The sequence below is a fragment of the Massilia sp. YIM B02443 genome (genome assembly GCF_030411955.1).
Classification (GTDB): Bacteria; Pseudomonadota; Gammaproteobacteria; order Burkholderiales; family Burkholderiaceae_D; genus Telluria.
This window is the reverse complement of sequence record NZ_JASNRA010000002.1, coordinates 111444-134176: the sequence shown is the minus strand read 5'-3', so window position 1 is coordinate 134176 and position 22733 is coordinate 111444. Positions and strand designations below refer to the sequence as shown.

Annotated in this window: 28 protein-coding genes; 1 reads left to right on the top strand and 27 read right to left on the bottom strand. The window is 67.7% G+C overall.

Features of this window, described 5'->3' with window-relative positions; all coding sequences use genetic code 11:
- Positions 1 to 3 precede the first annotated feature (3 nt).
- The 11 genes from flgL to flgB all read right to left on the bottom strand — a co-directional run bounded on the left by flgL (position 4) and on the right by flgB (position 8776).
- Entirely contained in the window at positions 4 to 915 is a 912-nt protein-coding gene (gene flgL / locus QPK27_RS03025) for a flagellar hook-associated protein FlgL (protein WP_290416728.1), read from the bottom strand.
- An 11-nt stretch (positions 916 to 926) separates the two neighbouring features.
- Positions 927 to 2300: a flagellar hook-associated protein FlgK gene (gene flgK / locus QPK27_RS03020; RefSeq protein ID WP_290416727.1), complete on the bottom strand. Its 1374-nt coding sequence runs from the start codon at positions 2298 to 2300 to the stop codon at positions 927 to 929.
- A 113-nt stretch (positions 2301 to 2413) separates the two neighbouring features.
- A complete protein-coding gene (locus QPK27_RS03015; protein ID WP_290416726.1) occupies positions 2414 to 2755 on the bottom strand; it encodes a rod-binding protein in 342 nt (113 codons plus the stop codon).
- Complete coding sequence (locus QPK27_RS03010) at positions 2755 to 3876, bottom strand: flagellar basal body P-ring protein FlgI (protein WP_290416725.1); 1122 nt, start codon at positions 3874 to 3876, stop codon at positions 2755 to 2757. Before QPK27_RS03010 ends, QPK27_RS03015 begins: the two co-directional genes overlap by 1 nt.
- 8 nt (positions 3877 to 3884) lie before the next feature.
- Positions 3885 to 4535: a flagellar basal body L-ring protein FlgH gene (gene flgH, locus QPK27_RS03005; RefSeq protein WP_290416724.1), complete on the bottom strand. Its 651-nt coding sequence runs from the start codon at positions 4533 to 4535 to the stop codon at positions 3885 to 3887.
- Entirely contained in the window at positions 4535 to 5320 is a 786-nt protein-coding gene (gene flgG, locus QPK27_RS03000; protein WP_290416723.1) for a flagellar basal-body rod protein FlgG, read from the bottom strand. Before flgG ends, flgH begins: the two co-directional genes overlap by 1 nt.
- Positions 5321 to 5350: 30 nt before the next feature.
- Positions 5351 to 6076: a flagellar basal body rod protein FlgF gene (locus QPK27_RS02995; RefSeq protein ID WP_290416722.1), complete on the bottom strand. Its 726-nt coding sequence runs from the start codon at positions 6074 to 6076 to the stop codon at positions 5351 to 5353.
- A 13-nt stretch (positions 6077 to 6089) separates the two neighbouring features.
- Positions 6090 to 7274 carry a flagellar hook protein FlgE gene (locus QPK27_RS02990; protein ID WP_290416721.1) on the bottom strand — a complete coding sequence of 395 codons (1185 nt, stop codon included), beginning with the start codon at positions 7272 to 7274 and terminating at the stop codon, positions 6090 to 6092.
- 10 nt (positions 7275 to 7284) lie between these two features.
- Positions 7285 to 7986, bottom strand: a complete 702-nt coding sequence (locus tag QPK27_RS02985; protein ID WP_290416720.1) for a flagellar hook capping FlgD N-terminal domain-containing protein — start codon at positions 7984 to 7986, stop codon at positions 7285 to 7287.
- 2 nt (positions 7987 to 7988) lie between these two features.
- Positions 7989 to 8393 carry a flagellar basal body rod protein FlgC gene (flgC, locus tag QPK27_RS02980; protein WP_290416719.1) on the bottom strand — a complete coding sequence of 135 codons (405 nt, stop codon included), beginning with the start codon at positions 8391 to 8393 and terminating at the stop codon, positions 7989 to 7991.
- A gap of 23 nt (positions 8394 to 8416) precedes the next feature.
- Positions 8417 to 8776 (bottom strand): flagellar basal body rod protein FlgB, encoded by a 360-nt coding sequence (gene flgB, locus QPK27_RS02975; RefSeq protein ID WP_290416718.1) that lies wholly within the window; start codon positions 8774 to 8776, stop codon positions 8417 to 8419.
- Between the two features lie 113 nt (positions 8777 to 8889).
- Between flgB and flgA the strand changes: the two genes are divergently transcribed.
- The gene (gene flgA, locus QPK27_RS02970; protein ID WP_290416717.1) at positions 8890 to 9564 is read left to right on the top strand and encodes a flagellar basal body P-ring formation chaperone FlgA; all 675 of its coding nucleotides are present in this window, start codon (positions 8890 to 8892) and stop codon (positions 9562 to 9564) included.
- A 16-nt stretch (positions 9565 to 9580) separates the two neighbouring features.
- On the opposite strand, the gene QPK27_RS02965 is transcribed toward flgA, so the two are convergent.
- The 16 genes from QPK27_RS02965 to fliF are packed head-to-tail and all read right to left on the bottom strand — an operon-like array spanning position 9581 to position 22686.
- Positions 9581 to 10327 carry a glycoside hydrolase family 73 protein gene (locus QPK27_RS02965; RefSeq protein WP_290416716.1) on the bottom strand — a complete coding sequence of 249 codons (747 nt, stop codon included), beginning with the start codon at positions 10325 to 10327 and terminating at the stop codon, positions 9581 to 9583.
- Entirely contained in the window at positions 10314 to 10742 is a 429-nt protein-coding gene (flgN, locus tag QPK27_RS02960) for a flagellar export chaperone FlgN (RefSeq protein ID WP_290416715.1), read from the bottom strand. Before flgN ends, QPK27_RS02965 begins: the two co-directional genes overlap by 14 nt.
- A 2-nt stretch (positions 10743 to 10744) precedes the next feature.
- Positions 10745 to 11023, bottom strand: coding sequence for a flagellar biosynthesis anti-sigma factor FlgM (gene flgM, locus QPK27_RS02955; protein ID WP_290416714.1), 279 nt, complete (start codon positions 11021 to 11023; stop codon positions 10745 to 10747).
- A 29-nt stretch (positions 11024 to 11052) separates the two neighbouring features.
- Positions 11053 to 12000 (bottom strand): flagellar motor protein MotB, encoded by a 948-nt coding sequence (locus tag QPK27_RS25415; protein ID WP_290416713.1) that lies wholly within the window; start codon positions 11998 to 12000, stop codon positions 11053 to 11055.
- 3 nt (positions 12001 to 12003) lie between these two features.
- Positions 12004 to 12915, bottom strand: a complete 912-nt coding sequence (motA, locus tag QPK27_RS02945) for a flagellar motor stator protein MotA (protein ID WP_290416712.1) — start codon at positions 12913 to 12915, stop codon at positions 12004 to 12006.
- Between the two features lie 52 nt (positions 12916 to 12967).
- Positions 12968 to 13696 carry a FliA/WhiG family RNA polymerase sigma factor gene (locus tag QPK27_RS02940; protein ID WP_290416955.1) on the bottom strand — a complete coding sequence of 243 codons (729 nt, stop codon included), beginning with the start codon at positions 13694 to 13696 and terminating at the stop codon, positions 12968 to 12970.
- 22 nt (positions 13697 to 13718) lie between these two features.
- Entirely contained in the window at positions 13719 to 14171 is a 453-nt protein-coding gene (gene fliL / locus QPK27_RS02935) for a flagellar basal body-associated protein FliL (protein WP_290416711.1), read from the bottom strand.
- Between the two features lie 7 nt (positions 14172 to 14178).
- Positions 14179 to 15381 carry a flagellar hook-length control protein FliK gene (locus QPK27_RS02930; protein ID WP_290416710.1) on the bottom strand — a complete coding sequence of 401 codons (1203 nt, stop codon included), beginning with the start codon at positions 15379 to 15381 and terminating at the stop codon, positions 14179 to 14181.
- Positions 15378 to 15701 carry a hypothetical protein gene (locus tag QPK27_RS02925; RefSeq protein ID WP_290416709.1) on the bottom strand — a complete coding sequence of 108 codons (324 nt, stop codon included), beginning with the start codon at positions 15699 to 15701 and terminating at the stop codon, positions 15378 to 15380. The genes QPK27_RS02930 and QPK27_RS02925 overlap by 4 nt, the downstream gene beginning before the upstream one ends.
- Complete coding sequence (gene fliS, locus QPK27_RS02920; RefSeq protein WP_290416708.1) at positions 15694 to 16083, bottom strand: flagellar export chaperone FliS; 390 nt, start codon at positions 16081 to 16083, stop codon at positions 15694 to 15696. The genes QPK27_RS02925 and fliS overlap by 8 nt, the downstream gene beginning before the upstream one ends.
- Before the next feature lie 19 nt (positions 16084 to 16102).
- The gene (fliD, locus tag QPK27_RS02915; protein WP_290416707.1) at positions 16103 to 17488 is read right to left on the bottom strand and encodes a flagellar filament capping protein FliD; all 1386 of its coding nucleotides are present in this window, start codon (positions 17486 to 17488) and stop codon (positions 16103 to 16105) included.
- Positions 17489 to 17516: 28 nt separating this feature from the next.
- Positions 17517 to 17963: a flagellar FliJ family protein gene (locus tag QPK27_RS02910; RefSeq protein ID WP_290416706.1), complete on the bottom strand. Its 447-nt coding sequence runs from the start codon at positions 17961 to 17963 to the stop codon at positions 17517 to 17519.
- On the bottom strand, positions 17960 to 19276 hold the full coding sequence (gene fliI, locus QPK27_RS02905) for a flagellar protein export ATPase FliI (protein ID WP_290416705.1): 1317 nt from the start codon (positions 19274 to 19276) through the stop codon (positions 17960 to 17962). Before fliI ends, QPK27_RS02910 begins: the two co-directional genes overlap by 4 nt.
- Positions 19273 to 19953, bottom strand: coding sequence for a flagellar assembly protein FliH (gene fliH / locus QPK27_RS02900; protein ID WP_290416704.1), 681 nt, complete (start codon positions 19951 to 19953; stop codon positions 19273 to 19275). Before fliH ends, fliI begins: the two co-directional genes overlap by 4 nt.
- On the bottom strand, positions 19950 to 20975 hold the full coding sequence (locus tag QPK27_RS02895; protein ID WP_290416703.1) for a FliG C-terminal domain-containing protein: 1026 nt from the start codon (positions 20973 to 20975) through the stop codon (positions 19950 to 19952). The genes fliH and QPK27_RS02895 overlap by 4 nt, the downstream gene beginning before the upstream one ends.
- Positions 20959 to 22686, bottom strand: a complete 1728-nt coding sequence (gene fliF, locus QPK27_RS02890) for a flagellar basal-body MS-ring/collar protein FliF (protein ID WP_290416702.1) — start codon at positions 22684 to 22686, stop codon at positions 20959 to 20961. The genes QPK27_RS02895 and fliF overlap by 17 nt, the downstream gene beginning before the upstream one ends.
- Positions 22687 to 22733 lie beyond the last annotated feature (47 nt).

Sequence of the window (22733 nt, the reverse complement as noted above, 5' to 3'; positions counted from 1 at the left end):
CCGTCAGATTGCAGAGAACAGGGACAGATTGCCGATCTTGGCGTAGGCCTTGTAGGTGGCCTGCAGCGCCGTCGAATAGCCGTTCAGTTCGGTGGCGGCGACGCCGACGTCGAGCTGGCCGATGTCGGTGATCGCCATCTTGTTCGAGAGGCTGATGTTGGCGTGGTTGGCGTCCAGCGAGCGGATGATGTTCTGGCTGCCGCCCAGGTTGGCGACCTTGCCCGAGATCAGCGCTTGGGCGCTGTCGAAGCCGTCCAGGGCGCCAGTCAGGACGGCGCGCACTGCGGGATCGTTGGGCGAGGCGCCGGGGCTCTTCAGCGTGCTGATGGTGCGGTCGAGGTGGTTCAGCAGGTCTTCCAGGCCTTTCAGGTTCTGGTTGGCGGCCTGGGTGATGCCGTTGCCGACCACCACGTTCTGGGGATTGGTGTTGCCGACGTAGCTGTAGCGCTCGCCGGGGTCCGCATTCTTGTCATAAGCCAGCGGCGCCGTCTTGGTCGCGGTGCCCGAGAACAGGTAGTTGCCTTCCTGGTCGATGGTATTGGCGGCGAAGAACAGGCTTTCGCGCAGGGTTTCCAGCGGCGCGATCATCGCCTTCAGGTCGTCCGGGGCGTTGCCGCCGTCGGAAGCCCACACCAGCAGGTCGCGCCCGCTGAGCATCTCGTCCACCATATTGCTCAGGTAGCCTTCCGACTTGGTCAGGCGCAGCTGCAGCGAGCCGATGTTGTCGCGGTACTGCTGCACCGTGGCTTCTTCGCGCGCCAGGCGCGCCAGGCGCACGCTGTCGACCGGATCGTCGGACGGCAGCAGGATGCGCTTGTTGGTCGCCATCTGCTGGGTGATCGTCGACAGGCGCTCCTGGTTGATCTGGAGCGACTGGTTCATGGTCGACTGGTATTGGGAAGTTGCAATGCGCATGCCAGTCTCCTTTAGCCCATCATCGCCAGGGTGGAATCGAACAGCGCGTTGGCGACCGAGATCACGCGCATATTGGCCTGGTACATGCGTTGGAATTCGACCAGCTTGACCGCTTCTTCGTCTTCGTTGACGCCGCTGGTCGAAGCCCAGTCGTCGAGCGACTGGGTGCGCATGGTTTCGGTGGTCTTCAGCGCGGCCTTGTTGAGTTTGCTATCCACGGCGAGCTTGCCCAGCAGCTGGCTGTCGGCGTCGCCCAGCAGGACGGTGCCGATGCCCGGCAGCGTCACCGGCTGGCTCTTGATCGCCACCAGTTTTTGCAGGTTGCCGGTGTCGCCCGGATTGCCGTCGCCCGAGAACGCCAGATCTTCGGCCTTGAAGCCGGTCACGACCTTCAGCATGTCGGAGCCGCTGCCGGGAGTGTAGACGAACAGTGCCGTGCCCTTGACGCCCGGCGCGGTATAGCCGTCCGCCAGCTGGTCGTTGACGCGTTTCGCGATCTCTTCGGCCAGGGTGGCGATGTCCTGCTGCAGCGGCAGCAGGGTGTTGGTTTCGTACTGCGCCAGGCCGCCGAGCTGGCCGCCCATGCGGTTGGCGTCGAGCACGAAGGTGGTGCCCGCGATCGACAGGCTGAATTCCTGCGGCGAATCGGCGGTCGCCGCTGCCTTGAGGGTGCCGTACACGCTGCCCAGCACCAGCGCCTGACCGGTCTTCAGCGACACGTCGCGGCTGCCGTCCGGGTTGTCCGACACTTCGAGCGCCATCTTGCTGGCCAGTTCGTCGATCGCCTGGTCACGCGTGTCGATCAGGCTCGAGGCGGACACGCCGCCGGCCTGGGTCTCGACGATCTGCTGGTTCAGGCGCGCGATGGTGGCGATCTGGGCGTTGGCCGAATCGACCAGCGCGCTGCGCTGCTGGCGCACCGAGGCCAGCTGGGCGTTGAACACGTTGTTCAGGCCGTTGAAGCGTTCGGACAGAAGGCCGGCGGCGGTCAGGACCTGGCCGCGCAGCGGGGTCGAGCCCTGGTCGCCGGCGACCGCGTTGAGCGCCTTGAAGAAGTCGTCGATGCCGGCCGACAGGCTGGCCGAGGCGTCGCCCATCACGCTCTCGAGCTGGGTCAGGTAAGGCTGCGACTGCGAGTACACGCCTTGCTCGGAAGCGGCGCGCCACATGGCCTGGTTCTTGTAGTTGTCCGAGAAGCGCAGCAGCGAGCTGACCTGCACACCGTTGCCGGGCGACTTGCCGCTGGCGTCCGGGCCGACCGCGGTCAACAGCGCCGCCTGGCGCGTATAGCCTTTGGTCTGCAGGTTGGCGACGTTCTGGCTGCTGGCCGACAGGGCGATCTGGGCGGCGAGGGCGCCCGACAGGGCATTATTGATGATCGTCATGGTGCGAGTTCGTTCTCGGAGACAGGGTTAACCTGATAAGGCGACCGGATCTTGCTTTTCATTAAGTCCGGGGCCTGAAGTAGTGTCATGACGCGCCGACGCGCGCCCCGGGCTCAGCTTTTGACCGGCTTGGCGTCCGGCGCCAACTGGCGCAGGATGGCGTCGGCGATGCCGAAGGCGCGCTGTCCGGCCAGGTTGCCGGCCAGGATGTCGTCGGCCATGTCCTGCATGTCCTGGTTGACGCGGTTGTTGAACACGCTGTCTTCGTCGGCCATGGCGCGCGTCGACGAGCGCATGGTGCGCAGCATGTGCGAGATGAAGAAGCGTTCGAATTCGACCGAGGCCTTGGTGGCTTTCGCCACGTACGCCGGGTCGTTCGACGGCTGGTCGGCGGCCGCGGCGACCGAGGCCTCGGCCGGGGCGGCCAGCTGGTTGCGGAAATCGTCGATGCGCATCAGATCACCACCAGTTCGCCTTCGATCGCGCCGGCCTGGTCGAGCGCCTGCAGGATCGCCATGATGTCGTCGGGCGAAGCGCCCAGGCTGTTGACGGTGTCGATGATGGTCTGCAGGCGCGCGCCCGGCGGCCAGCGGAACATCTGGCCCGAGCCCTGGTCCACCGACAGTTTCGATTCCGGCGTCACCGCGGTCTGGCCGCGCGAGAACGGGCCCGGCTGGCTGACGCGCGAGCTTTCCGAGATGATCACTTTCAGCGAGCCGTGGGTCACGGCGGCGGCTTTCACGCGCAGGCCGTCGGCGATGACCACGGTGCCGGTGCGCGAATTGAACACCACCTTCGGCACTTCGATGCCGGATTCCACGCTCAGGGCGTTCAGGCGCGCGACGAACGCGACGCGCTCGGTCGGATTGGCCGGCGCGACGACTTCGACGCTGGTGCCGTCCTGGGTGGTGGCGATCTGGCCGAAGCGCTTGTTGATCGCTTCGACCACGTTGGTGGCGGTCTCGAAGTGCGGCTGGCGCAGGCGCAGCAGCACTTGCGGGCGGGTGGCGAAGTCGGTGGCGATCTCGCGTTCGATCAGGGCGCCGTTCGGCACGCGGCCGGCGGTCGGGGTATTCACGGTGACCGAGGAGCCGCTGCGGCCGGTGGCGTTCAGGCCGCCCACCACCACGTTGCCCTGGGCCAGGGCGTAGATTTCGTTGTCGGCCGCGCGCAATTGGGTCAGCAGCAGGGTGCCGCCGCGCAGGCTCTTGGCGTCGCCCAGCGACGACACGGTGACGTCGATGCTCTGGCCGCGCCGGTAGCCGGGCGGGAAGGTGGCCGAGACCATCACGGCCGCCACGTTCTTGTTCTTGGCGTCTTCGCCTTCGGGCAGGCGCACGCCGAACTGCTTGAGCATGTTGATCACCGACTGGCTGGCGAACTTGACCTGGGTCGAGTCGCCGCTGCCGTTCAGGCCGACCACCAGGCCGTAGCCGACCAGCGGGTTTTCGCGCACGCCTTCGACGCTGACCAGGTTGCGCAGCGCCTGCGCCGCCTGGGCGGGCAGGGCGCCGGCGGCCAGCACGGCAGCCAGAACAGTGGCCAACAGCGGGGGAAGGAGGCGGGTGGAGTTCATGGCAATCCTCAGAACGGCATCAGGGGGCTGTTGAAGAAGCGCGTCAGCCAGCCCGGGGTGTTGGCTTCGGCCAGCGCGCCGCGCGCCGAATAGGCGATGCGGGCGTTGGCCACGCGCAGCGACGAGACGCGGTTGTCGGCGTCGATGTCGGCGGCGCGCACGAAACCCTTCAGGCGCACGAATTCCTCGCCCTGGTTCAGCATCAGGTTCTTTTCGCCGGCCACGCGCAACAGGCCGTTGGGCAGCACTTCCTGCACGATCACGGTCAGCGCGCCGGATAAAGCGTTCTGCTGGGTGCTGGTGGCGTCGCCCTGGAAATCGCGATCGGCCGAGATGTCGATCGCCGCCTTGTCGTACACCTTGCCCAAAGCCGCCAGCGGCGTGATGCCGACCGACGAGCCCTTGGAGATGCTGGTGCCGGCGCGCTTGCTGGCCTGGGTGGTCTCTTGCAGGATCACGGTGACGGCGTCGCCGACGCGGTAGGCGCGGCTGTCCGAGGTCAGGGACACGGTGTCGGCGGTGAACACGCCGCCCGAGACGCCGCCGCGCGCCATGCGCTGCAATGGCATGGCGTCGTCGTCGTCCGGCATCGACACGGGCGCGCGCGAAGCACAACCCGTCAGCAGCGCGAGCAGGAGCGCGGCGGCGAGGGTTTTCATCAGCGCGCCGCCTGCGCCAGGTATTGCAGCATATTGTCGGCCGCCGACAGCACCTTGGTGTTCATCTCGTAGGTGCGCTGGGCCGCGATCATGTCGACCATCTCTTCGACCACCTGCACGTTCGAGCCTTCCAGCGCGCCCTGTTTCAGCTTGCCGAAGGCGGCGTCGCCCGGACGGCCTTCGTTGGGCGCGCCGCTGGCCGCGGTTTCCTGGAACAGGTTGTCGCCCAGGGCGAGCAGGCCGGCCGGGTTGATGAAGGCGGTCAGGTTCAACTGGCCGACTTCCTGCGGCGCGGCCTGGCCCGGGACGGTCACCGAGACCATGCCGTTTTCGCCGATGGTGACGGCGCTGGCGTTCTGCGGAATCGTGATCTGCGGCACCAGCGGCAAGCCCTGGGCATTGGTCAGGGTGCCGTTGGCGTCGACCTGCAGCTGGCCGGCGCGGGTGTAGGCCGGGTCGCCGTTGGGACGGCGCACCTGCAGGAAGCCGGCGCCGGAGATCGCCACGTCGAGCGGCTGGCTTGTGGTTTGCAGGCTGCCGTTGGTGAAGGCTTTCTGGGTGCCGACCACGCGCACGCCGTTGCCGAGCTGGACGCCGTTGCTGACGGTGTTGTCGGCGTTCTGCGCGCCCGGCTGGGCGTCGACCTGGTAGAACAGGTCTTCGAACACGACGCGGTCGCGCTTGAAGCCGACGGTGTTGACGTTGGCCAGGTTGTTGGCGATCGCCTGCAGCTTGGCGTCTTGCGCCTGCACGCCGGTCTTGCTGATCCACATTGCTGGATTCATGGTTGCTCCGTATTGGTTAGTGGCCCGCGCTTACGCGCCGAGCAGGCGGTTGCCGCTTTCGTTCATGCTGTCGCTGGCCTTGAACATCTTCATCTGCATCTCGAAGCTGCGATTCAGGCTCATCACGGCGACCATTTCCTCGACCGCCGACACATTGCTGCCTTCCAGGGCGCGGCTGCGCACGGTGACGTTCTGGTCGGCCTGCAGCGGGTCGCCGTTGCGCGACACGATCAGGCCCGCTTCGTTCTTGGTCAGGTCGGCGCCGGCGCCGCTCACCAGGCGCAGGCGGTCGACCACCTGGGTCAGCGTCGCGCCTTCCGGCATGACCGAGATGGTGCCGTCCGGGGCGATGTCGACCGCGGTGTTCGGCGGCAGCACGATCGGGCCGCCTTCGCCCAGCAGCGGGCGGCCGTTGACCGACAGCGCGCCGGTGGCGTCGATGTCGATCGCGCCGGCGCGGGTGTAGGCTTCGCCGCCGTCATAGTCGACCGCCAGGTAGCCGTTGCCGGCCAAGGCCACGTCGAGCGCGCGGCCGGTCTCGCGCACCGTGCCGGCGCGGGTCGAGATGGTGTCGGCCTCGGTGCGCGACAGGTGCACGTCGTCGTAGCCGTAGCCGGCCAGGGCCTGCACCGACGCCAATTCGATGTTGGCGCGAAAGCCCGGGGTGTCGGCGTTGGCCAGGTTGTTGGCGCGCACCTGTTGCGCGCGCAGCGTGCGTTCGGCGCCGCTGACGGCGGTGAAGATCAGCTTGTCCATGACAGTCTTTCGATTACAGCGCCTGCATCAGCGACTGCATCATCTGGTTCTCGGCGGTGATCACCTTCGAGTTGGCCTGGTAGTTGCGCTGCGATGTCATCAGGCCGACCAGTTCCGAGGTGATGTCGACGTTCGAGCCTTCCAGCGTGCCTTTCGACAGCTTGCCGCCCAGGCCCACGCCCGGGGTGGTGTACAGCGGCGCGCCGGACGCGCTGTTGGCGATCCAGGCCGTGTCGCTGACCGGCACCAGGCTGCCTTCGTCGGGGAAGGTGGCGATCGCCACGGTGCCCACGACCTGCTGCTGTTCGTTGCTGTACTTGGCGACGATCGAACCGTCTTCGGCCAGCTCCACGCCGACAAAGGTGCCCGAGGCGTAGCCGTTGCTGCGGTTGGTGGTGGTGGTGGCTTCGCCGGCGAACTTGGTGGTGCCGGTGTAGTCGAAGCGGACCGACAGCGGCGCGGCGCCGTCGACCGTCAGAGTGACTGCCGGGCCGGTAACCGATGCCGCTTCGAGCTGGCCGGTCTCGCTGAATTCCAGGGCGTGCGGGCCGGTGGTGGCCTGGCCGTCGACGCTGTAGTAGACGTTGACGGTATCGGCGTCGCTGCGCACGAAATACTGCGACACCGTGTGCTGGGTGCCCAGCGAATCGTAGGCCACCGACTGCTTGACCATGTTGTAGCTGTTCTGGCTGTCCTTGTTGAACGGGGCCACGGTCGGGTTGGTCCAGTCATTCGACAGGTTGCCGACGTACGTGACGCCGGTGCTGGCCAGGGCCGGGATCTGGCCGGTCGGGATCTTGACGTCGCCCATCACGCCCAGCACGCCGCCCACGGTCGGGCCATAGCCCTGCACGTTCTTGCCGGTGGCGTCGACCAGGTAGCCGTCGGCGTTGGTCGAGAAGATGCCGACGCGCGAGTACGAGATCACGCCCTGGGCGTCGCGGCTGGTGAAGAAGCCGCGGCCCTGGATCGCCGCATCCATGCTGCGGCCGGTGGTCGACAGGCTGCCGTTCTGGCCGATGTTCTGGGTCAGCGACGACACTTCCACGCCGTTGGCCTGGGTGCCGGCATACACCGACGCGAAGTTGGCGCGGCTGCTCTTGAAACCGTAGGTGCCGGCGTTGGCGATGTTGTTCGACAGCGCGTTGAGCTGCTCGTTGATGGCCTGGATGCCCGACAGGGCGATATTGAAGCTCATGGGGAATCCTTTAGTTTTCGGTGGACAGGGACGCCAGCGCGGCGGGAGTGGTCTTGCCTTTGAATCCGGTGATCAGGCCCGGCTCGACTTCGCCGACGCCGGACACCTGCATCACGATCGCGCCCGAGGACGACAGCCGTACGCTGTCCAGGCGGCCGTCGATCTCGACGCCCGGCTTGGTGCCGTCCGAGGCTTCGGCGGCGATGCTGTACTTGCCGGCCGGCAGGCCCAGCGCGCCTGGATCGATCGTGAACGCCTGGGCGCCGGCGCCGTGCGGCGGCAGTTCGATGCGGGTCTGCTTGCCGGCCACGTCGGTCAGCACCAGGTGGGTCAGGGTGCTGGCGCCGCCGAGCTGGATGGTGCCGGAGAGTTTCGCGCCGTCGAGCTGCACGCGGCTGGTCGACACCGAGACATCGGAGCCGACCTGCGCGCCCATCGCCAGCACCTGCAGGCTTTGCAGCACGCTGGCGCTGGCGGCGGTGGTCTGGCTCAACTGCTGCAGCGCTTCGGTCTGCGACAGCTGCGACAGCTGATTGACGAATTCGCTCGGGTCGGACGGGGCCAGCGGATCCTGGTTGCGGATCTGGGCCACCAGCAGCTTGGTGAACATGTCCTTGTTGTCGCTGACCGGGGCCGCGCTCGGCGTGACCTGGTCGCTCACGGTGCTGGACGAATTGCCGTTGAGGCCGAAGGCGTTGGTGGCGGTGACCATGATCAGCCTTCTCCCAGTTTCAGCAGCGACGCCTGCATCGACTTGATGCGGCCCATGACTTCGACGTTGGTTTCAAAAGCGCGCGAGGCGGCCATCATGTCCGCCATCTCGGCCACTTCGTTGACGTTGGCGTAGTACACCATGCCGTCGGCGTCGGCCAGCGGATTGTCCGGCTCGTGCGCGCGGCGCAGCGGTTCGCTCGACTGCACCACGTCCAGCACCTGCACGCGGGCCACGCCTTCGTCGCCGACCAGGGCGGCGAAGACCGGCTTGCGCGCGCGGTAGCCATCGGCCTCGGTGGTGGCGACGGCGTTGGCGTTGGCCAGGTTACTGGCGATCGTGTTCATGCGCACGGTCTGGGCGGCCATGGCCGAACCGGCGATCTGGGAGATATCCTTGAAACCCATTCTGTCGTTCCTTATCGGTTCAGTTACTGGCCGGTGATGGCTTTGTTCAGGCCGCGCAGCTTCATGTTGATGAAGGTCAGGCTGGTCTGGAAATCGGAGGCGTTCTGCGAGAAGGCGGCTTGCTCCACGCCGATCTCGACGGTGTTGCCGTCTGCGCTCGGTTGGTAGGGCACGCGGAACAGCGGGCCGTCTTCCGACAGGGTCGGCAGGCCGTCTTCGGCGTCGATGCGTTCCTGCAGCATGGAGGCGAAGTCGATGTCGCGCGCGGTGTAGCCGGGCGTGCTCTCGTTGGCGATGTTCGCGGCCAGCACGCGGGTGCGTTCGGCGCGCAGCTGCAGCGCGTCGGCGTGCACGCCGAGGGCTTCTTTGAAATTAATCGACATGGGCGTTTCTCCGTGAACTGCAGTGTGAACGGGTAGAATGGGATTTTTCGCCCCATCCGTATTGTCCGATGATTGCTTTCCATAAGGCAACAATAAGTATTGTAACCTGTCTCTTGTGCACGACAGCATGGTCGGCGCAAACTCTTTCCGCAAAGATAGAGTCGAAGATCGAAGATGCTGCGCGCGAGGAGCTCGAGCGCCAGGCGGCGGGCAGCGGGCTGGGCGAGCCGGCATTCGAACTGAACGTCGTCAGCGCGCGTCCGGCGCCGGCCTGCACCGCCCCGGTCACGGTCGAGGCGCTCGATACGCGCCAGCCGGCGCGCATGCGCTTCGCGGCGCGCTGTCCGGACGGGCGCGGCTGGCGCCACGACTTCACGGTGCGCGCGCGGATCTCGGCGCTGGTGGCGGTGACGGCGGCGCCGGTCGGCGTCAACCAGGCATTGAACGACGCCGACGTCACGCTCGAGCGGCGCGATGTGACCAATATCTCCGACCCGGTCGGCGTGCTCGACGCGGCGGTCGGCCAGAGTACGCGGCGCAGCCTGCGCGCGGGCGAAGTGCTGCGCGCCAGCCAGCTGACGGCGCCGATCGCGGTCAAGCGCGGCGACCAGGTGATCATGCAGGCCAGCCACGACGGCATCGAGGTCAGCATGGCGGGCGAGGCGCTGGACGCCGGCGCGCGCGGCGCCGTGGTACGGGTGCGCAACAGCGCCAGCGGCCAGATCGTGCGCATGCGCGTGCTCGGCGCCGGCGCGGTGCAGCCGGTCGACCTGCCGCTGGGCGAGTGATGGCCCGGCCAAGCGCTCACTCGGCGCCGCCCTGCAGGCTGGCCGCCACCTTGGCCAGCTTGGCCGCGTAAGCCGGATCGGTGGCGTAGCCGCCGCGCGCCAGTCCCTGCGCGAAGGCGTGGGCGTCGCTGCCGGTGTTCAGGGCGCCGCGGTAGCGCGGGTTTTCCAGCAGCATGCGCGCATAATCGTCGAAGGCGGAAGCCGCGTCCGGATAGGCACGGAAGCGTTCGCGCGTCTTGAGGGCGGCGCCGTTCACGTATTCGGTGGTGGCCGAATCGCTGGTGGCGCCATCCCAGCCGGCGCCGGCCTTGATGCCGAACAGGTTGTGGGTGGCGGCGCCGTCGCCCGCACGCAGGGGACGCTGGCCCCAGCCCGATTCCAGCGCGGCATGGGCCGATACCAGTTCCGGCGCCACGCCCAGGCGCGCGGCCGCCTTCTGCGCCCACGGCGCGATACGGTCCAGGAAAGCTTGCTGCGCGGGCGAATTCGCGCCGGTGCCGCTGGCCAGTTTTCCTTCGAGCCCGACCGGTTCGCTGCCCAGCAGGCCACTAATGCGGGCGCGCAGCATGGCGCTTTCGGCGTTCAGGGAACTGGCGGCGCTGTCGCCGCTTTCGATGAACTGCATCACCTCGCTCTGCAGCTCGCTGAACGTGCGCCCGAAGCCTTCGCCGCCGCCGATCGCGGCGGTGGGGCGAGTTGCGCTGGTCGCGCTGGTGGCCGCCGTCGGTGCGATCGACGGCATCGACAGATCAACGTGGCGCATAGATCTGCTCCTCGCCATGCAGCACGCGCTGCATCACCGAGTATTGTTCGGCCAGCAGGCTGCCGTTGCGCAGCGTGGCCTGTTTGCAGTCGCGCACGATGCGTTCAAGCTCACCCCAGGCGTTCTCCAGCGTGGCGCGCGGCGCCGGCTGCAGCGTGGCGAAATAATCCGCCATGCCGCCCTGGGCGCCGACCAGCGCGCGCACCAGCGACACGCGCTGCTTGCGGCGCGCTTCCATGCCTTCGAGCAGCGGCTCGAGCTGTTCGGCCAGCAGCGACAGTTCGCTGCTGCGGTGGCGCACGGCGGCCTCGAACTGCTGTTCCAGCAGCGCATGCACGGCGCCGGCTTCGCGCAGGTCGAGCTGCACGCCGTTGGCGAGCAGGGCGTTGGCCTGCTGGCGGGTCAGGGTGGCCATGCTCAGCGTCCTCCGTGGAATTTCTGGATCAGGCCGGCCAGGCGGGCCGGGTCGAACGGCAGCTCGCCGCGTGCCAGCGCGTCGCGCAGCTCGGCCACGCGGGCGGCGTCGAAGTCGGGCATGGCGCGCAGCGCTTCGGCCGCCGGCTTGAGCACTTCGGACTGCAGCGCGGCCGGCGCGCCGGCGGCGGCTGCGGCTGGCGCGGCGTCGCTGCCGGCGGACACGTCGACGCGCGCGGCGCCGACGCTGACGGTGGAGACTGGGGAACCCGTAATCTTCATGCGGTTACCTCGGGATTTCGATTGGATCGTCATGGTGTGGTCGGCAGTTGGCCGCGCAGGGTGTCCAGCGCCGCCGCGTCGGGCAGGCTGACGGTGGCGCCAGGGCCCAGCGCCGTGCCCGGGCTGCCCGGGGCGCCGAACATGGCCGACACGGCGCGCGACTGGGCAGTCGTCAGGATCAGCAGTTCGATGCGGCGGTTGCGGCCGTCGAGCGGCGTTTCCGGATGCAGCGGTCCGCGGTCGGCCATGCCGACCACCTGCAGCACGCTGCTCGATTGCATGCCGCCGGCCAGCAGCCTGGCGCGCGCGGCGTGGGCGCGGTCGGTCGACAGCGTCCAGTTGGAGTAGCCGCCCTTGTCGGCGCGCGCATAGCGGCTGGCGTCGGTGTGGCCGACGATCAGCATCTGGTTGCGCATCTGCGCGAACAGCGGGCCCATCTTTTGCAGCAGGAGCGCGAAGCGGTCGGTCGGCAGCGCGCTGCCGCGCATGAACATGCCCTGCTGGTCGGTGTCGTGCAGCATCACGCGCAGGCCGTAGGGGGTGACCACCGTGGCCAGGTTCGAGGCCAGGCCGGCGCTGCTGGACAGCTCGGTGAGCGCCTTGGACAGCGCCGCCAGGTCGGACGGGGTTTCGTAGGCCACTTTCGGCGCGCTCGGGCTGCCCGGATCGCCGCTGCCGCCGTTGCCGGTGCGCGGCACGGCGAAGCGTTCGATCAGGCTGCCGCTCTGCTCGGTGGCGATGGCCGGTTTCTGGCCCTGGCCCTCGAGCATGCCGCTGTTGTTGGCGTCGCGCACGATCTGCTCGAGGTTCTGCTGCTCGCGCGTGGCGATCAGCCACAGCACCAGGAACAGCGCCATCAGCGCCAGGCAGAAGTCGGCGAACGCCACCTTCCAGGCGCCGCCGTGCTCGTCGTGCTGGTGCTTGCCGCCGCCGCGCTTGACGATGGTCGATTCGTGTTTGTCGTTGGCCTTCGACACGTGTTACCCCGCCATGCGGTCGCCGCTGCGGCGCCGCTTGTTCTGCGATTCGTCTTCGCCGCCCATGGCGTTGATCCACTGCTCCAGCTGCGAGAAGCTGGGCTTGGTGTTCAGCTGGATCAGGCGGCGGCCGGCGTCGATCGCCAGCAGCGCAGGTTTGCCGGCCACGTGGGTGCACAGCACCACTTTCACGGTTTCCATGGTCGAGGCTTCCGAATTCACGTTCTGCTTCATCATGTTGGCCAGCGGCTCCAGCAGGCCGTAGCAGAAGAAGATGCCGATGAAGGTGCCGACCATCGCGGCGCCGATCTTTTCGGCGATCTCGCCCGAACCGGCGCCGCCCGAGACCGAGTACATGGCCATCACGATGCCCAGCACCGCGGCCAGGATGCCGAAGCCCGGCATGGCTTCGGCGATCTTTTGCAGCGACTTGGCCGGCTGGGTCAGCTCTTCGTGAATGGCTTCCAGTTCCTGCTCCAGCACGCCTTCCAGCTCGTGGGCGTTGATCTTGCCCATCGCCATCAGGCGGAAGTTGTCGACGATGAAGGCCAGCAGCTTCGGCTCTTCGAGGATGCGCGGGTAGCGCTGGAACAGCGGGCTCTCGCTCGGGGCTTCGACGTGGGCGTCGAGGGCCTTCAGGCCGCCGGCGGCGGTCTGCAGCAGTTCGTACATCAGGAGCAGCAGCTGGCGCTGGAATTCCGAATCGTGTTTCTTGCGCGTGGCGACCTTCTTCAGCTGGTGGCCGAGTTCGGCCAGCACGTGCTTCGGGTTGCCCAGCACCAGGGCGCCGAGGGCGGCGCCGCCGATGATCAGGAGTTCGACCGGGTGGAAGATCGAGGCGAAGGTGCCGCCCATCAGGGTAAAGCCCCCGAAGACGGCGCCGAGCACGATGGCGATACCGAGTAATTGCTGCATGACGTATGCCTTTCTGGCGGTAGTTCTGTTGTTTCTCTTGTTGGTCGGGGTGTCAGGCGCCTTGCAGCGCGGCCTTCATCTTGGCCAGCGCGCTCTTGTTCAGCTGGCAGACGCGGGCGTCGGACAGGTCGAGCACGGCGGCGATTTCCTTGTAGCTCAGTTCGAACTCGTAGATCATCTGGATCACGCGCCCCTCCTTTTCGTTGAGGCTGCCCAGCACCTGTTCCAGGCTGCGCCGCACCAGGTAGCCTTCTTCGGGACCGGGCGTGCTATGCGCTTCGCTGACCGCTTCCTGCAGCACTTCGTCGAAGCTCAGCATCTCTTCGGCGCTGTCGTCCAGCAGATACTGGTTGTATTCCTCGGCCGTGAGACCCAGCGCCTCGGCCGCTTCCTTCTCGTTCGGCTCGCGCCCCAGCTTGCGGGTCAGGGCGCGCAGGGCGTCGCGCTGGCGGTGGCTGTCCTGGCGCACGGCGCGCGGGCGCCAGTCCTGGCGCCGCAGCTCGTCGAGGATGGCGCCGCGCACGCGCAGCGCGGCGTAGCTGGAAAAGCCGGTGTCCGGCGCGCCGTAGCGGCGCAGCGCTTCCAGCAATCCCATCAGGCCGATCTGTTCCAGGTCCTCGCGCCCGAGCGCGCCCGACGCCTGGCTCGACAGCTGGCGCGCGATGCGCTTGACCAGCGGCGCGTACGCCAGCAGGTGGCGGCCTTCCTCGGCCGGGCTCATGCCGGCGTTGGCGGCCGCGTCGCCGTAGTCGGCGGCGGCGGGATCGAGGTAGTCGGTCATGTAGGCCACGTGGCGTCCCGCATCACTCGATGATCAGCTTGCCGATCATGACTTCGGTGAACGGCTTCACATGATTTTCCTTTTCGTAGCTGGCGTTGAACGTCTTGTTCAGCTCGGCCGCATACTGGTCGACCGTCATGCTCGACGCTTCCGCCAGGGTGCGCGCCGACAGCGCCGACACGACGATACTGCGCAGCAGCGGCAAGTGTTCCTTGGTGGTCTTTTCGTCTTCCGGCCTGGTGGCCAGCACCAGGTCGACCGACAGGTAGTGCGCGGCCTGTTCGTTCGGGGCGCGGCGCAGCATGACGATCACCTTGTCCAGGGTGACGTACTTGGTCAGCGACTTTTCCGGCGCCGGCTTGGCCGCGACCGCGCCGGCGGCTGGCGCCGGCTTCATGTACCACATGGCGCCGCCCGCGGCGGCCGCTGCCGCCAGCGCGACGCCGGCGAATGCGATGATCAGTTTTGCTTTCATGGATGGTTCAGTCGCGTCCGTTCATGGAAAAGAGGGAGTCGGCGTCGCCGGCGTCGTTCAGGGCCAGGCCCGGGCTGCGCCCATCCTGGCCCGGCTGGCGCCCGCGGCCCTGGGCGTCCGCGCCGGCCTGGTTCTGCTGGCCTGGCTGGTTGCCGGCTTGCGCCGTGGCCTGGGCGCGCGGGGTTTCGCTCACGCTCACCGAGACGCTGCTGAACTGGCGCCCGGCCAGGTCGCTGCGCAGGGCGTCGCTGACCGTGTTCAGCTGGCGCAGCACCTCGCCGTTGCTGGCGGCGATGTGCACTTCGAGGCTGCCGGCGCTGTGGCGGATCGCGATGTCGATCCGGCCCAGCATCGGCGGCTCGAGGCGGATCGTGGCCTGCTCGACGCCGCGCCCGGCCTGCAATTGCAGGCGTTCGCCCAGCGCTTCGTGCAGGGTCTGGCGCCATGCGGCCGGTGGACCCGAGAGCGCCACGCTGTCGGCGCCGCGCGCGGCGGTCGGCTGGGGCGCCGCGACGGCGACGCTGCTGCCGGTCGGAGCGGCGTCTGCCGTGCCGCTGTCGGCGTTCGCGGCGTCGGGCGCCAGCGCTGCTGCGGCGGCCACGTTCTTGGTCGCGGCTGCCGCCGTTTGTACCTGCGTTACAAGTGCGGCTTCGGTGCGCGTTGCGGCGGCCAGGACGATCTCTGCCGGCGCCGGCTCATTCGCCGCCGGCGCGCTGGCCGGGGCGATGCTTGCCGGCGCCGACAGCACGGCAGCGACTGCCGGTGCCGCCGGTGCCGCCGGTGCCGCCGCATTGGCAGCGGCATCCTGGGTGGGAGTTGTTTTCACGCCCGGCATCGCCTTCATCATGGCTGGCATGGCCGACGGCAGGCTGGCCGGCATCAGCGGCGCCGACATGGCGGCCAGCAGCAAGGCGTCGGCCGGCTGCTCCGCCGTTTCGGGCGCTTCAAGCATCTCGGCGTCGTTGGCGGCGGGCAGCGGATCGGCCGGCGCCTGTGTTTCGGCGTCGGGCAGGACCGGAGCCACGCCGATCCACTGCTGGAACGGCAGCACCGGGGCTGGTGCGGCGGCGGCGGGCAGGGGGCCGGCCAGCAGCGGGTCGATGGCCGGCACGCCGGCGTCAGGCGCGACGCCGGCGCCGGCCGCCACGGCGCTCTGGCCGATCGTGTTCATGGCGGTGTTGAGTGAAACGCTGTTCATCGAAAGAGTCATGGTCGGTCCATATCGTGTTCGCCCGCGAGGGCATAGGCCATCCAGCCTTTCTTGTTGTTGCGCATCTCGTCCAGGCGCGCGGCGATGCCGGCGGCAGCCACGGCGCAACCCTGGGCGGCGCGTTCGTGCGCCGCGCGCAGGCGCGTCAATGCGGCGCGTTCGGTGCCGCTCCACGGGCCGCGTGCGGCCAGCGCCTGCAGTTGCGGCGCCAGTTCGCGTACGCTCGGTTCCAGCAGGGTCCAGTCGGAGCGCGCGCCCGCTTCCTGCAGGCGCGCGTCGAGCTGTTGTCCCAGCCGGTCGATGATGCGGGTTCTATCCATTGCGTTCCTGGACGCCTTTCCAGCCTTGGCGGATGGTGCTCAGGATGCGGATCACTTCGTCGACCATGGTCGGATCGAGCTTGATGCCGGCGCCGTTCAGGTGGTTGGCGCAGAATTCGTAGATGCGCGCCAGGTTGGCGACGGTCTCGCCGCCCGAGTCGAAGTCGAGCGAGCTGGAAAGGCCGTTGATGATCTCGACGCACTTGTCGATGCTGGCTGCCTTCTGCTCGTAGCGGCGCGCTTCGATGTGGGCGCGCGCCCGCGCCAGCTCGTCGAGCAGGCCGTCGGTGAGCAGCAGGACCAGTTCCACCGGCGAGGCGTGCGAGGTCTGCGCATCGAGGTTGACAGCGTGGTATTCGCCGTAGGCTTCTTGATAGGACATGTTTGGATTCCGTTAATCGCTAGTCTTTATCGCTGCCGAACAAGGCGTCGAATAGCGAGACATTGCTGTTCATAATGCTTTGTACCGATTGAAGCTGCGTGAATTGGGCCAGGTAGCGCTGGTAAGCGGCGTCGTATTGCTGGTCGATCAGGGCTTCGCGCTCAGTCAGCGATGCCTGCAGATCTTGGGTGGCGGCCAAGCGTTTGCTGATCTGACCATTCGATGCATCATTCCAGCTCTTTAGATAATTGTTCATTTCATTGGCAATACCGCTGGGGTTGGCGGCAGAGCTGCTGCCTATTAGCTTGTCGAGACCATTCGGTGTAATCGCGAGCTGAGCCAGCAAACGATCGGAGCGCACCTCAAGCGTGCCGTCTTTGGTAGCGACAATCCCGTATGCAGCCAGGCTTGCCCCTCCCACCGGGCGCATCATGCTTACCAGACGGTCGTGCAAGGCGCGCACGCCGCCATCAGTGGCAAAAGTACCGGCTACGGTGCCACTTGACGGATTGCCCGGATAAATCATGGCCGACAGACTCGTCATCAGCTTGTTGTAGGCGTCGACGAAAGCCTGCACATTGGCGGTGGTTGCTGAGTTGTTGGGCCCGGAGGTGACGGTGACCGGAGCCGAGCCAGCGGCTTGCTCCTTACGAAAAGTCATCGTCACGCCATCGATATTCGTGAATGTGTTGCTGGCCTGGACGATTGCGGTGCCGCTTTCGGCGCCCACGTGCACGACCGCATCCTTGGCCACGGTCAGAACACGCAAGGCCCCTGCATTTGCTTTCAAGCTAGAGGGACCGGTGATGGCACTGGTATTGAGCGTGATGGCACTATTAGCACCCGTGTCCTTGGCAGTCAAAACCAGTTCTGCGGTGGTCCCCGTGCCGACCACCGATGCAGTAACCTTCGATGCGTTGCCCGGAGCGGAGTTGATTGCCGCCGCAAGTTCACGCGGAGTGAGGAACCCGTCCTTGTTGGCGTCTGCTTTATTGAGGTCGACCTTGAAGGCGAGCGTGCCACCCATGTTGAGCGCCAGTTCTCCACCTACGCCCTTGTCGCTCGTCAGTCCAGCAATCGATACCTGGCTGGCCGTAGCCAACTGCTTCACAAAGAAGGCATAGGTGCCGGATGTAGCGGTGGCGTCGGCGCTGCCGCTACCAATTGCCGTGTCGCTGAACGCAACCGATTGTGCGTACATGGTCTTGCCGCTGCCGGTCAATGTTGCCAGGCTGGTCTGGAATGCCGAGATCGCTGAACCCAGTTCGGCCAGCCCACGTGCGCTGGCATTCGCCTGCAGCGTTTGCGAGCCGAGGATGTCACGTCGTGCCGCCACGTACTTGTCGGCCAGCGCGGCCGCAGTGGTGATCGGGTCATAGGTGGGGGAAGTGATTACCGATGCCATTTCTTTCTCCTTGGTGTGACGACGTGCGTCAGGCCGCCCGTCCCGCCATCCACGACTGGGTGGCGATCTCGTCTTCGCGCTTGCGGGTCGCGCGTTCCTGCACCGAAGCCTGCGCGTCCTGCGCGCGCTCGAGCACCTTGCCCAGCAGTTCGCGTTTGGCCCAGGCTTCGTGCACGCGCCGCTGCGCGACCGCCATGTTCGCTTCGTGCAGCTGCAGGTCGACCCGGTGGCTGTCGGCCAGCGCCAGCACGCCCTGCTTGTAGGCGCCGCAGTTCAGGGCCAGCGCTGGCGCCAGGGCCACGCTGGCACCCGATGCGCCGCTTCCCAGCGCCAGACTGGTCAGGCGCTGCAGATTGTTCTGGTAGCGTACCCGGGTCGCTTCCTGGCTGGCCAGTTCGCGCTGCAGGCGCTCGACCTGGGTCGAACGCAGCTGCACGAGGGTGCCGAGGCTGTCGATGGTGTTCTGCTTGCTCATGCCATCATCGCTTTCAATTGGTCGACGCAGCCCTGCAGCGGCGCGGCTTCGCGCGTGCCCTGGCACAGGAAGGCCTCGATCTGCGGCTGCAGCGCCACCGCGCGGTCGGTCTCGGGATCGGCGCCCGGCACGTAAGCACCGAGCGGGATCAGGTCGCGCACGCGTGCGTGTTTCGCCAGCGCGGCTTTCAGCTTGCGCGCGGCCAGCGCATGGTCTTGTCCCACCACCTGCGCCATGCAGCGCGAGATCGACTGCGCGACGTCGATCGCCGGATAGTGGCCACGCTCGGCCAGTTCGCGCGTCAGCACGATGTGGCCGTCGAGGATGGCGCGCGCCGAATCGACCACAGGATCCTGCTGGTCGTCGCCTTCGGCCAGCACCGTATAGATGGCGCTCATGCTGCCTTGCGGGTTCTCGCCATTGCCGGCCGATTCGACCAGCTGCGGCAGGTTCGAGAACACCGACGGCGGATAGCCGCGCGTGGCCGGCGGCTCGCCCAGCGACAGCGCGACTTCGCGCAGCGCCATCGCGTAGCGCGTCAGCGAGTCGCACAGCAGCAGCACGTTCTGGCCGCGGTCGCGGAAGTGCGCGGCCACCGCGTGGCACATCTCGGTCGCCATCACCCGCATCAGCGGGCTGTCGTCGGCCGGGGCAACCACCAGCACCGCGCGCTTCAGGCCTTCGGCCCCAAGCGAACGCTCGACGAATTCGCGCACCTCGCGGTTACGCTCGCCGATCAGGCCGACCACGATCACGTCGGCCACGGTCTGGCGCGTGATCAGGCCGAGCAGCACCGACTTGCCGACGCCGGAACCGGCCATCAGGCCGACCCGCTGGCCCTTGCCGATGGTGAGCATGCTGTTGATCGCGCGTACGCCGACATCCAGCGGCTCTTCGACCGGCGTCTTCTTCAAGGGATTGACGCGCGGCGGGGTGCTGGACAAGGGCTGGTCGCCACCCAGGCGGCCCAGGCCGTCGATCGGTTCGCCCAGGCCGTTGACCATGCGCCCCAGCCAGCTGGGGCCGATCATCAGTTCGTTCTTGTCGGGCGCCGGCAGCACGCGCGCGCCGGTGGCCAGGCCCGTGGCCTTCTTGAACGGCATCAGGTACGAGATCTTTTCGCGAAAGCCGACCACCTGGGCGTCGAGCCATTCGCCGTCGACGGTCTCGATGCGGCAGCGCTGCCCGGTGTGCAGGCGGCAGCCGCTCGACTCGAGCAGCAGGCCCTGGGCGCCGACCAGGCGTCCGGTGGGCGTGGCCACCGGCACCGCGCCGATATCGAGCGCGCGCAGCGAGTCGGCCAGCGCCATCATGCCTGCGGCTCCTCGGTCAGCAACTGCTGTTCGACCTGTTCCATCACCGCCGCCAGGCGGCCCTGGCAGCCGGCGTCGACTTCATGGTCTCCCGAACGCACGCGGCATTCGCCCGGCACCAGGGCCGGGTCGGGCAGCAGCGTCCATTTGGCGGCGCGCTTCGGATCGAGTTCCAGCACGCGGCGCAGTTCTTCGGGATTCAGGAACACCTCGACCTGCTCGCGCGACGGCGGCATCACCGCCAGCGCTTCCTCGACCAGGGCCAGCAGCTGCACCGGCTGCAGGGCCAGTTCGGCGCGGATCACCTGGCGCGCGATCTTGCCGACCAGTTCGACCACTTCGTTGCGCTGGGCCGCGCGCAGGTCGTCCTTGAGCTTGGTGAGGCCGTCGAGCATGGCGTCGATCGGCTGCGCCAGCTGGGCGAACTGTTCCTGCGCCATGGCGCGGCCTTCCTCGATGCCGCGCTGCAGGCCTTCGGCCCGGCCCTGCGGCACGCCTTCGGCGCGGCCCTGGTCGAGGCCGACCTCGTAGCCTTCGCGCTGGCCCTGGCGGTAGCCGTCGGCCAGTGCGCTCTGCCATTCTTCATCCGAGCGTGCGCCGGCCGCGCCGGCGCCTTGGGGACGCGCCGCGCTGAACTGGTGCAGCGGCGGGAAGTGATAGGACCGGAACTGCTTCATTCGGCAGTCGCCTCGGCAAACAGCTGGATGTCGATCTCGCCGGCGTCGGCGAGTTCCTTGACGGTGGCCATGATCTCGCGCCGGGTCTGCTCGATGCGCGACATCGGCACCGGGCCGGAGCGGCGCATCAGGTCTTCGAAGCTTTGCGCCTGGCGCTTCGGCATGGCGCTGAGCACCGCATCGCGCAGCGGCGGCTCGGCGCCTTTCAGCGCGATCGCCCACTGCTCGAGCGGCACTTCGTCCAGCAGGCGCGTGATGACCTGTTCGGTCTGGCGCGACAGGATGAAGAAGTCGTACATCGACATCTCGATCTTGTTGACCACGTCCGGATCGTGGGCGCGCAGCAGTTCGACCATGCCGACGCGGTTGTCCTGCAGGCGATTGAGGATGTCGGCCACCTGGCGCACGCCTTCGACGCTGGCGCTCTGGGTATCGAGCGCCGCCAGGCAGCGCGCGACGAGTTCCTCGAGCTCCTGCAGCACGTCACGGTCGATCTCGTCCAGGCGCGCCATGTTCAGCAGCACCAGTTCACGACCCTCGAGCGGCAGCGCTTCCAGGATCTGGGAAGCCAGCGCCGGCGGCAGGAAGGCCAGGAACACGGCCTGCATCTGGACGTGTTCGCTGGAGACGAATTCGGCCAGCCACTTGGGCGAGGCGTACTGCAGGCGCGCCATCATCGGGCGGATCGCATCGCCGTAGATGGTATTGAGCACGCTGTTGGCGATGTCGCTGCCCAGCGCCAGGTCGAGCGAGCGCTTCAGGTAGCTGCGCGAGGCGCCGTGCAGGCCGCTTTGCTGGCGGTAGTCGTCGAAGAAATTCTGCAGCGCCGACTTGACGGTGTCGACCTTGATGCCGCTCATGCGCGACATCACCTGGGTCAGCTCCATCAATTCGTCGCGTTCGAGGCAGCGCAGCACCGCCGCGGCCTGTTCTTCGCCGATCGACAGCAGCACGATGGCGGCCTGTTCGACCGGGCTGAGGACGACGTTGTCGTCTTCGTCGTAGTTATTCAGGTCGGCCATGTTTTTTCTGTACCCATTGTTTGACGACTTCGGCAACGCGCTCGGGCTCCTTGCCGGCCAGGACTTTCAGGTGGTCGACCATCACGTCGACCGGCGAACCGCTCGGCGGCAGGTCGTAGTTCTCGAGCAGCGGGACCACCGCGCCCGGGCCGCCGGCGGCGGCGGCCGTGGCGCCTTCCGGCGCGGCCAATGCGGCGACGCCGGCCGGCAGGGCAGGGGTAGCAGCGGCACCGGCGGCGGCAGTCGCGCCGCCCGCGCCCGGCAGCGCCGGCACGGCAGGAGCCAGCGGCGGCTGCGGCGCCAGGCGGCCGGTGACTGCGCGCAGCAGCGGGCGCAGCAGCAAGAAGTAAGCGAGTACCGCGCCCAGGATGGTCATGGCCCAGCCCGTCATGTCGACCACGTTGTCGCGTTCCTGCCACCAGGCCTCGGCCACCGGGGCGGCCGGGAAGTTCAGGCTGGACACGGCCAGCACGTCGCCGCGCGCGGCGCTGATGCCAAGGCCGCCGGCCAGAATGGTCTTGATGTTGGCCAGTTCGGCCGGGGTCCAGGCCTTGGCGTCGGCCGCGCTGGCGTTGTTCAGCACCACGGCCACCGACAGTTTTTTCAGGCGGCCGCGCGAGCGCTTGATCTGGGTGATGGCGCGGTCGTAGGCGTACTGGCGGGTGGTGGCGTTCTTGCGCGCGCTGCCGTCGTCCGGCTTGGCGGCGCCGCCTTCGCCATTCGCATCCTGGCCGGCCTCGGCCTGCTGCGGCGGACGGTTCGACAGCGTGCCCGGCACGCCCAGCGCCATGCGGTTGCGCTCCATCTCTTCGCGCATCGCTTCGCTGGTGACTTTCGGCGCTTCGCCGTATTTCTCGGTCGTTTCTTCGATGCGGTCGTTGTCGACCTCGGCGGTGACGCTGACCTTGTAGTTGGCCGCGCCCAGGATCGGCGCCAGCAGGTCGTTGACGTTGCTGCGCACGTCGTCGCTGTAGTGCTTGGCGGCGGCGTCGCCCTGGGCGGATCCGTCGAAGCCGTCGGCCAGGTCGACGCGCGAGGACAGGTAGTTGCCGGCCTGGTCGACCAGCGACACGCGCTGCGGCTTCAGGCCCGCGACGCTGCCCGAGACCAGGTTGACGATCGCGGCGATCTGTTCGTTCGACAGCTGGCGGCCCGGCTTCATCGCCACCACCACCGAGGCCGAGGAGCCGTCCGACACGCCGGCGCCGGCCACGAAGGAACTCGACTTGGCGATCGCCAGGTGCACGCGCGCGCTGGCGATCGCGTCCATGGTCAGGATGCTCTGCGCCAGTTCGCCTTCCAGGCCGCGGCGGAAGCGCACGTCCTGCACGAACTGCGACACGCCGAGCGGGTCGTTGCGGTCCATCAGCTCGAGGCCGGCCGGCAACTGGGCGGTCACACCCTTGGCCGCCAGCAGCATGCGCACCTTGCCCAGTTCGCCCGACGGCACCATCACCTGGCCGCTGTCCGGGTGCACGCGGTAGGGAATCTGCTCGGCTTCCAGCACGCTCATCATGTCGCTGGCGGCGACCCGCTCGCGCGCGCCGAACACCGGCTTGTAGCTGGACTGGTCCTGCCACAGGTACATCATGACGGCGGCGCTCAGGGCCACGGCCAGGCCCAGCACCAGGGGCAGGTTGTTGCGCACGGCGGGCGGCAGCGCCGGCAGCGCGAGCTTGCCGCCGAAGGCGGACTTGAGGGTAGAGATCACGGAAAGATTGACCTAGAGAGAGAGGGATCGACAGCGGGCGGAATGCA